This is a genomic window from Kitasatospora sp. NPDC015120 (assembly GCF_043080305.1).
Taxonomy (GTDB): Bacteria; Actinomycetota; Actinomycetes; order Streptomycetales; family Streptomycetaceae; genus Kitasatospora.
The window spans coordinates 671,154-680,073 of record NZ_JBIBVJ010000003.1; the positions used below are offsets into that span (position 1 = coordinate 671,154).

Genomic DNA, 8,920 nt, shown 5'->3' on the forward strand with positions numbered 1-8,920 from the left:
GAAGCCGGTCGGCCTCCACCGGCCACGATCCCGGGACCACGGCCCCGTCGAGCCAGGGTCGAACCCTGGTCCGTACCCGGGCCGGCGCCCGACCGGTGTTCCGCCTCGGCGCCGGCGGAACCCAACACCCCGCGGTCCTCCAGAGCCTGCCGGCGCGACTGCCCGGGCCCGCACCGCCCGCCGCCCGGGGCGAGCACCCCGGGGCCCGCTCCGCTGCCGTGGCGGGGACTTCGCAGGCCCGGCGGTTGCGGGCGCCGAGCCGGTTGCGGTGCGCGGCGATCCACCCGACGGGGACGTCCCGCCGGCCGGGGGCGAGCAGCAGGTGCTGCGCCAGGTCGTCGAGGTCCGGGCCGTCGCCGTGCGCCTCGGGGCGGGCGCAGGCGTACGGCTTCGCGGATCCCGTGGCCCGGCCCGGGCCCCGGTGACCGGAGCCGTCCTGGCGAGGTGACCGCAGGGCCGTACGCCGGTGCGATGCGGGACGCCGGTCAGGCCGGTCAGCGGCTGATGTACAGGGCGCAGATGTCGTCGCGGCGGGCCTGGGGGGCGACGAGGGCCCGGGTGATCCCCTCCAACGGCCGCGGTTCGCCGACGTGGGCCAGGGCCGTGCCGGCCAGCCGGGCCAGGCCCTCGGTGATGGGCTCGTCCACCTTCTCGATCAGGCCGTCCGTGTAGAGCAGCAGATGGTCGCCGGGCAGCAGGTCCACGGTGGACGCCTCGTAGCGGGCGCCCGGAACGGCGCCGAGCAGGATGCCGCCGACGGAGGGCAGGAAGCGGGCTTCACCGCCGCGCAGCAGCAGGGGCGGCGGGTGGCCCGCGCGCACCCACGTGAGGCGGGAGGCCGCGGGCTCGTACACGGCCATGATCATGGTGGCCGTCGACCCGTTCCGCTCCGCGTGCAGCAGGAGGGTGTTGAGGTTGGCGAGGACGTCGGGCAGGGGGGTGCCGGTGATGGCCATGCCCTTGGCGGTGAAGCGCAGCAGGGCCATGGTGGCGACGGCGTCGAGGCCGTGGCCGGCGACGTCGCCGACGACGAGCAGCGCGCCGGCGTCGGGCAGTTCGATGGCGCTGTACCAGTCGCCGCCGAGGCTGAGTCCTTCCTGCAGGGGCAGGTAGGCGACGTCGACGGTGAGGCCGGCCAGGTGGAGCGTCTGCTGGGGCACGGGGAGCAGGGTGTCCTGGAGGCGGGCGGCGAGTTCGCGTTCGGCGGCCAGGAGGCTCTGGTGGGCGAGGGTGACCTGCTGCTGGTCCAGCAGCTGCTGTTCGGCGAGCTTGGCTTCGGTGAGGTCCTGGAAGAACCCGTGGACCCGGACCGGCTGCCCCAGCACGTCCGTCTCGGTCTCGGCGACCACCCTGACATGGCGCATCTCGCGGTCGGGAAGGCGGATGCGGAAGGTGAGGTCCAGCGGTTCGCCGATCTTGAGCAGACGCCGCACCGCGTCCTCCACCCCGGGGCGGTCCTCGGCCTCGGCGTGGGCCGACAGCTCCTCCAGCGTCATCGGGCCCAGCGAACGGTCCCGCTCGAAGATCGAATAGACCTGGTCGGACCAGGTGATCCCGCCACCGACCAGATCGCGGTCCACCCAGCCCATCCGGCCCAGGTGCTGCATGAGCGCCAGCCGGCGCTGCTCGCGCTCCTCGGTGTCCAGGCGGTTCCAGGAGACGATCAGCCCGCCCTGGCACGGCGTCACGCGCACCCCGTACCGGGACCGGTGCGGGATGCCGGCCGCCTTCTCCTCGTACTCCAGCTCGCCCTCGTAGACCGCGCCGCTCTCCAGCACCCCCAGGTAGCCGCGCCACAGATCGGTGGCCTCGATCCCCGGATACGTGGCCAGCACACTGAGTCCGAGCAGCCGCGCGCCGTGGCGCCCGCCGATGTCGACCGCCTCGGGCGAGGCCGCCACGAGCCGGAAGTCCGCCACCTCGCCCTCGGGCCCGTACTCCGGTTGGAGGAGGACGACCGACCCGGGAAGGACGGCCAGGACCTCCCGGACCGCGTCCCGGCCGGTCCCGGTCACCGGTCCGCCGCCCGGCCGGGCGCTGCCCGGTCCTCGTGGTCACTCATGGAACGAAGCATGTCACGCCCCCACCCGGATGGCGGCATCGCACCGGCCTCGGCCGCGCAGGGCGGTGGTGAGGGTGAGCCCGCGGCCGATCGGGGTGACGATGGCGGGCCGGCCGCAGCCGACGGCGTGCTCCCCGAAGAGGATCACCTTCCCGGGTCCGCTCCGGGTGCTCGTGCGGAGCGTCACGGGGCGGGACCGGGAGGCTCAGGGAACGATCGTGGGCAGCAGGCCGCCGTCGACGCCGAGGGCGCGGCCGGTGGTGGCGGAGGAGTGTTCGGAGGCCACGTAGGTGATCATGTTGGCGACCTCGTGGGGGCGGATCAGGCGTCGGAGCAGGGAGGCGGCGGCGCGGTTCTCGGCGAGGTAGCGGCGTTCCTGCTCGGTGGGGTCGAGGCCGGGATAGAGCTCCTCGAACATGGCGAGCACGCCGTCGCTCATGGTGGGCCCGGGGAGCACGCAGTTGACCGTGACGCCGGTGCCGGCGACCTCCTGCGCCATGCCGCGGGAGACGGCCAGCTGGGCGGTCTTGGTCATGCCGTACTGGACCATGTCGGGCGGGGTCTGGACGCCGGCCTCGCTGCTGACGAAGATCACCCGGCCCCAGCCGCGGGCGACCATCCGGGGCGTGTAGTGGCGGGCGAGGCGGACCCCGGAGAGGACGTTGACCTCGTAGAAGCGCAGCCAGTCCGCGTCGGTGATGTCGAAGACGGGCTTGGTCTCGAAGATGCCGGTGTTGTTGACCAGGATGTCGACGTCGGGCAGCTGCCGGATCAGTTCGGCGGTTCCTTCGGCGGTGCCGACGTCGGCGGCGATGCCGCGCCCGCCGATCCGCTGCGCGGTCTCGGCGACGCGGTCGGGGTTGCGGCCGTTGACCACGACGTCGGCTCCGGCGGCGGCCAGGGTCCGGGCCGCCGCCGCGCCGATTCCGGCCGTGGATCCGGTGACCAGCGCGGTCCGTCCGGTGAGGTCGATCTGCATCGGGGGGCACCTCTCGTCGGTGGGGAGCGGGAAGCGGCTAACCCGTCGCGGTGTCGGTGCGGACCTCGGGGCGGCCGGGCTCGGCCCACCGCGTGTGGAAGACGCCGTCGCGGTCGGTGCGGTGGTAGGTGTGGGCGCCGAAGAAGTCGCGCTGGCCCTGGATCAGGGCGGCGGGCAGGTGCTCGCTGCGCAGGGTGTCGAAGTGGGCGAGTGCGGCGGAGAACGCCGGCACCGGGATTCCGCGCAGGGCGGCGGTGGCGACGACCGAGCGCCAGGAGGGCAGGGCGTCGGCGATCTCGGCGGCGAACCGCTCCTCGGCCAGCAGGCTGACCAGGCCGGGGTCGGCGGCGTGGGCGGCGCGGATGCGGTCCAGGAAGGCGGCGCGGATGATGCAGCCGCCGCGCCAGATCGTCGCCACCGCCCCGAGGTCGATGTCCCAGCCGTACTCGGCGGCGGCGTCGCGGATCATGGTCCAGCCCTGGTCGTAGGCGATGATCTTCGAGGCGTAGAGGGCCTTCTCGATGTCGAGGACGCCGTGGCCGGGTTCGTGCGGGATCACCTCCGGGCTCTCCGCCGACAGCGGCCGGTAGGCGTCGCGCAGTTCGGTCCGGGCGGAGGCGACCCGGGCGAAGGTGGCCTGGGCGATGGCGGTGACGGGGGAGCCGAGGTCGAGGGCGGTCTGCACGGTCCAGCGCCCGGTGCCCTTCTGCTCGGCGGCGTCGCGGACGATGTCGACGAAGGGCTTGCCGGTGGCGGCGTCGGTGTGGGCGAGGACCTCGGCGGTGATCCCGATCAGGTAGGAGTCGAGGCGGCCCTCGTTCCAGCGGCGGAAGATCCCGGCGATCTCGGCCGGACTGTGGCCGCCGACCTCCCGCAGCAGGTGGTAGGCCTCGGCGATGAGCTGCATGTCGGCGTACTCGATGCCGTTGTGGACCATCTTCACGAAGTGGCCGGCGCCGTCGGTGCCGATGTGGGTGCAGCAGGGCTCGCCGTCGACGTGGGCGCTGATCCTCTCCAGCATCGGGCCGAGGACGCGGTAGGACTCGGCGGAGCCGCCGGGCATGACCGAGGGGCCGAGCAGCGCGCCCTCCTCGCCGCCGGAGACGCCGCTGCCGACGAAGTGGAGGCCGCGCTCGCGCAGCGCCCGCTCACGGCGGCGGGTGTCGGCGAAGTGCGCGTTGCCGCCGTCGATGATCATGTCGCCCGGCTCCAGCAGCGGGGCGAACTCCTCGATCACCTCGTCCGTCGGCCCGCCGGCCTTCACCATGACCAGCAGCCGGCGCGGGCGCTCCAGCGCGGCCACGAACTCCTGCGGCGACTCCGCCGGGACGAAGGTGCCCTCGTGGCCGAACTCCTCGACCAGGGCCTTCGTCCGCGCCGGGGTGCGGTTGTGGACCGCGACCGTGTAGCCGTTGCGGGCGAAGTTCCGGGCCAGGTTGCGGCCCATCACCGCCAGGCCCGTCACGCCGATCTGTGCGGATGCCTCCATGGCGGCTGCTCCCTTCTCCCCGGGGACGGCGCGGGGAGGATTGCGCGGGGATTCGGCGGTCCTCCCGGGCACGGCGGCGGGCCGCCGAGCCCCGGGGCGTCGGATCGGACGGTCGCGAAGCAGCGCGTCCCGGGCACCGGGAGGCGTTCCGCACGGCCGGAACCAGGATGGCCCCCGCAGGACGGGCGACGCGCGGGCGGCTGACCCGCCCGGGTGATTCCGCACGGAGCACGGGCGCTGCGCTCCGGTACGGTCCGAGCGGGTTCACGCCGCCGGCGGACGCCTGCGGTAGTCGCTCGGGGAGACGCCGAGGGTGCGCTTGAAGGCCACGCTCAGGGCGCTCTCGGAGCCGTAGCCGACGGCGTGGGCGATGGCGGCGAGGCCGTCGTCGCCCTCGCGCAGCCGCCGGGCGGCGAGTTCGATGCGCCACCCGGTGAGGTACTGCAGCGGACCCTGGCCGACGGCGGCCTTGAAGCGCGCGGCCAGGGTGGAGCGGGAGACCGCGCAGGTGCGGGCCAGGTCGGCGACGGTCCAGGCCCGGGCGGGCTCCCGGTGCAGGGCGGCCAGGGCGGTGGCGGCCAGCGGATCGGCGAGGCCGGCCAGCCAGCCCGACACCGCGTGGGGCTCGCGGACCAGGTGCAGCCGCAGCACGTGGACCAGCATGACGACGGCCAGGTGTTCCGCCACGAGGGCGGAGGCCATCGGCCGACGGGTCAGCTCCTCGTCGATCGCGGCGAGCGCCCAGCGCACCGTCCCGGCGTGCGGGGTGCCGGCCGGGAGGTGGACGACCGGGGGCAGCCGGTCCAGGAGCAGGTCCTGTGCGCGGGGGCCGAAGGAGAACCGGCCGCCGACCAGGAGGGTGTCGTCGCCCGTGCCCGCCCGGGCGACGCCGTTCCCGGCCCGGGCGAACAGCGGCGCGGCCGGGACGGGTTCGGCCCCGTGGCCGCTGCGCAGGGTGAAGGGGCGGCGGTGCGGGAGGAGGTAGCAGTCGCCCTCCGCCAGTGCGAGGGGCGCGTCGAGGCCGTCGACCTCCAGGAGGCAGGAGCCACGCCGCACCGCGTTGAACTTGACGCCCTCCGGTGCGGCGAACCGGACCGCCCACCGGCCCCCGGCCGCCAGCCCGGCCGACAGGTGGGCGCGGGTCTCCAGGAGGGTCAGCACGTCGTCCAGCGGGTCCACTGCGCCTCCAGGTCTCGGACGTTCGCTAAAGAAGTACGGACTTCCAACCATAGTGCGTCCGATCCTTGGGCCGTAGCGTGGCCGTATGACGACGCACTCCCTGCCCGAACGGACCTCCGCCTCCGCCCACCGCCCCGAGCCGCCCCGGCTCGCCACGCCCTTCGGGGCCGGCACCCGCGCCCTGGACGTGGTCGACGGCCTCGACCTGAGCGGCCGGCGGGCCGTGGTGACCGGAGGGGCCTCGGGGCTCGGCGCCGAGACCGTCCGGGCGCTGTCCGCCGCGGGCGCCGAGGTCACCATCGCCACCCGCCGCCCGCAGTCCGCGCAGGCGCTCCTGCGCGAGCTGTCGGCCGTCGCCGGTGCGGGCCCGGTGCGCGCGGCGGCGCTCGACCTGGCCGACCCGGCCTCCGTCGCGGCGTTCGTCCGCTCCTGGTCGGGGCCGCTGGACGTGCTCGTGGCGAACGCCGGGATCATGGCCCTGCCCGAGCGCACGCTCGGCCCGGCCGGCTGGGAGATGCAGCTGGCCACCAACCACCTGGGCCACTTCGCCCTCGCCACCGGCCTCCACCCCGCCCTGCGGGCCTCCGGCGCGGCGCGCGTCGTGATCGTCAGCTCGGGCGCCCACCGCGGCGCGCCCTTCGACTTCGAGGACCCGCACTTCGCGCACCGGCCGTACGACCCCTGGACGGCCTACGGGCGCTCCAAGACCGCCGGCGTCCTGTTCGCGGTCGGCGCCCGGCGCTGGGCGGCCGACGGCATCACGGCGAACGCGCTCAACCCCGGCTTCGTCCTCACCCGCCTCCAGCGGCACCTCGACGACGCCACCATGCGGGCGTTCGGCGTGATGGACGAGGCGGGGAACCTGACGCCGCCGTCCTTCTACAAGACCCCGGAGCAGGGCGCCGCCACCTCCGTCCTGCTGGCCGCCTCTCCGCTGCTGGACGGCGTCACGGGCCGCTACTTCGAGGACGGCCGGGAAGCGCCCGTCGTGCGCGGCGACGAGGACCGCCCGGGCGGGGTGGCCGCCCACGCGCTCGACCACGGGGCCGCCGACCGGCTCTGGGAGGACGCCGGGGCGGCGCTGCGCTCCGTCTGACCGGGGTGCCATGTCGGCGGGGACGGGTCTGCGGAGGCCGGGCGGTAGATTCCTGTACGGACCGGTACCAGGTGCGTAAGGATCGCGGGGCAGATGGAGAAGCGGAAACGGAGCCGTCGGGGGACCGGGCAGCAGCTGCGCGGGGAGATCCTGGACGCCGTCGACCGGTTGCTGGAGCGGGCGGGCGGGTACGACGGCCTGACCATGCGCGGGGTGGCCACGGAGGCGGGCGTCACCGCGGGGGCGATCTACCTCCACTTCGACGACAAGGCGAGTCTGTTCTGGGCGTCGTTGGCGCGGCACTTCGACGCGCTGGCCGCGCGCATGCAGGCCGCCGAGGCGCAGGCCGGGGAGGACGCCCGGGACCGGCTGGAGGCGTTGGCGCACGCCTACTGCCGGTTCGGTCTTGCCAACCATGGTCCGTACCGGCTCATGTTCGAGGTGCAGCAGCCCACCGCGGGTGCGCCCGATCCGCGCGTCCACCCGGCGGCGCAGGTCACCGACCTCTTCGCGCGGGCTGTGGACCGTTGCGGGCAGGAGGGCCGTCCGCTGCGGCTCCCGGTGCTGCAGACCGCGCAGACGCTCTGGATGGCGCTGCACGGCATCGTCGCGGTGCAGCACGTCCTCCCGTTCCGCCCGGTGGACGAGGCGGTGGACGGGGGCGCGGGCGAGGCCGCGCCGGCCGGGGCCGCTGAGCCCGGGCCGTTCGTCGACTACATCCTCCAGCTCACCGACGGGGCCCTTGCCGTCCTGGTCGGTACCGAGCGGGGGGAGGGGCCGGCCAGGGTCGCCGACACGGCGGTGGAACGCGAGCTGCGGGCCAGGCTGGCGCCGCGCCCCGAGGGGGGCGCGGCGCGATGAGCCGGGGTCAGGAGGCGTCGGCCGTGTAGAGGTCCGTGATGGCATCGGCCAGGTCGGGTGAGGCCGAGCCCATCGCGGACATCCCCGCGTCGATCCGGATGGCCTGCCCGCGGATGGCCTGCGAGGCGTCGGTGGCGAGGAACAGCGCGAGGTTGGCCACGTCCGAGGGCTCGGTGACCCGGTCGGTGGTCTGGTGGCGCACCACGGCGTCGCGCAAGGCGCCGGGGAACTGCGGGGCCGCTCCCTGGGAGAGCACCAGCGACGGAAGGATCGCGTTGGCGTTGATGCCCTGGCGGCCGTGCGAGGTGGCGATGAACCGGGTGAGCGAGGTGACGGCCGCCTTGACCGACCCGTAGGCGACGCGGTTGACGTCGCCGACCTCGCCCTGCTGCGAGGAGGTGATCACGATGTTGCCGCCGCCGCGCGCGATCAGGTGCGGGATGGCGTGGCGGGTGCCGTGGACGACACCCATGAGGTTGACGCGGAAGGACAGCTCCCACGCGGAGTCGGGCGTGTTGACGACGTCGTGGTCGTCGGGGGAGGCCGCTCCGGCGTTGAGGTGCACCACGTCCAGGCCTCCGAACGCGTCGACGGTCGCCTGGATGCTGGCGCGCGTCTGCTCCTCGTCGGCCACGTCCACGGTCAGGGCGATGGCGCGTGCGCCGTCGGCGCGCAGCCGTGCGGCGACCTTCTCGGCGGCCTCGCCGTTGCGGTCCGCCACGGCGACGGCGGCGCCCTCGCGGGCGAAGAGCTCCGCGGTCGCTTCCCCGATGCCGCTTCCCGCTCCGGTGATGTAGGCGATCTTCCCGTCGAGTCGCGCAGTCATGTTCCGTCCCGCCTTCGTGCGTCGGTGCAGTGTCCTGGTCCTGAAGCTAAACATTGTTCAGTTAGTGACGCAAGGGAGGGTTCGGGGCCGGGGAAGGCGCCGCGCCGGGGGGCGGGCGAGTCCGGCGGGTGCGAGGGTGTGCACCTTTCGCCGGCCCCGCCCGGGAGTCTGCGCCCAGGTGACGGGCAGGTTGCCCGGGAACATCCCCGGCCTGAAATCGCGGGCCCGGCGGGATCGCGGCGGTCGGACATTCTTTCGGATCAGCTGCTCGGCCGAATGTTCGAGCGGCGAGGAATTCAGGATTCCGCTCGGCTCGGGATTGTCCCGTGGAGTGACGAGTGTGACGCCCGGGAATTGATGGCGAACGGCAGTTCGTCAGCAGGATGTTTGCTGCCCACCGGAATCGGACGCATGAGTTCACTGTTCGA

General features: G+C 74.3%; 8 protein-coding genes. 2 read left to right on the forward strand and 6 right to left on the reverse strand.

What is annotated here, in order from left to right:
- Nucleotides 1–494: 494 nt before the first annotated feature.
- From ACF1AK_RS11720 to ACF1AK_RS11740, 5 genes are all read right to left on the reverse strand, one after another.
- Entirely contained in the window at nt 495–2,015 is a 1,521-nt protein-coding gene (locus ACF1AK_RS11720; RefSeq protein ID WP_391498596.1) for a PP2C family protein-serine/threonine phosphatase, read from the reverse strand.
- Nucleotides 2,016–2,075: 60 nt separating this feature from the next.
- Nucleotides 2,076–2,210, reverse strand: a complete 135-nt coding sequence (locus tag ACF1AK_RS11725; RefSeq protein ID WP_391498597.1) for a hypothetical protein — start codon at nt 2,208–2,210, stop codon at nt 2,076–2,078.
- Between the two features lie 57 nt (nt 2,211–2,267).
- Nucleotides 2,268–3,041, reverse strand: coding sequence for an SDR family NAD(P)-dependent oxidoreductase (locus ACF1AK_RS11730; protein ID WP_391498598.1), 774 nt, complete (start codon nt 3,039–3,041; stop codon nt 2,268–2,270).
- A gap of 37 nt (nt 3,042–3,078) precedes the next feature.
- Nucleotides 3,079–4,530: an NADP-dependent phosphogluconate dehydrogenase gene (gndA, locus tag ACF1AK_RS11735; protein ID WP_391498599.1), complete on the reverse strand. Its 1,452-nt coding sequence runs from the start codon at nt 4,528–4,530 to the stop codon at nt 3,079–3,081.
- Between the two features lie 264 nt (nt 4,531–4,794).
- Nucleotides 4,795–5,709 carry an AraC family transcriptional regulator gene (locus ACF1AK_RS11740; RefSeq protein ID WP_391498600.1) on the reverse strand — a complete coding sequence of 305 codons (915 nt, stop codon included), beginning with the start codon at nt 5,707–5,709 and terminating at the stop codon, nt 4,795–4,797.
- A gap of 85 nt (nt 5,710–5,794) precedes the next feature.
- On the opposite strand from ACF1AK_RS11740, the gene ACF1AK_RS11745 reads away from it, so the two are divergent.
- A complete protein-coding gene (locus ACF1AK_RS11745) occupies nt 5,795–6,805 on the forward strand; it encodes an SDR family NAD(P)-dependent oxidoreductase (protein WP_391498601.1) in 1,011 nt (336 codons plus the stop codon).
- Nucleotides 6,806–6,898: 93 nt separating this feature from the next.
- Nucleotides 6,899–7,666, forward strand: coding sequence for a TetR/AcrR family transcriptional regulator (locus ACF1AK_RS11750; RefSeq protein ID WP_391498602.1), 768 nt, complete (start codon nt 6,899–6,901; stop codon nt 7,664–7,666).
- 7 nt (nt 7,667–7,673) lie between these two features.
- Here ACF1AK_RS11750 and ACF1AK_RS11755 read toward each other — a convergent pair whose 3' ends face one another.
- On the reverse strand, nt 7,674–8,492 hold the full coding sequence (locus tag ACF1AK_RS11755) for an SDR family NAD(P)-dependent oxidoreductase (RefSeq protein WP_391498603.1): 819 nt from the start codon (nt 8,490–8,492) through the stop codon (nt 7,674–7,676).
- Nucleotides 8,493–8,920 lie beyond the last annotated feature (428 nt).

Excerpts from the sequence above, each read along its gene's own strand:
- ACF1AK_RS11755 (WP_391498603.1), bottom strand. The coding sequence starts at position 8,492 with ATGACTGCGCGACTCGACGGGAAGATCGCCTACATCACCGGAGCGGGA.
- ACF1AK_RS11730 (WP_391498598.1), bottom strand. The coding sequence starts at position 3,041 with ATGCAGATCGACCTCACCGGACGGACCGCGCTGGTCACCGGATCCACG.
- ACF1AK_RS11750 (WP_391498602.1), top strand. The coding sequence starts at position 6,899 with ATGGAGAAGCGGAAACGGAGCCGTCGGGGGACCGGGCAGCAGCTGCGC.
- gndA (WP_391498599.1), bottom strand. The coding sequence starts at position 4,530 with ATGGAGGCATCCGCACAGATCGGCGTGACGGGCCTGGCGGTGATGGGC.
- ACF1AK_RS11745 (WP_391498601.1), top strand. The coding sequence starts at position 5,795 with ATGACGACGCACTCCCTGCCCGAACGGACCTCCGCCTCCGCCCACCGC.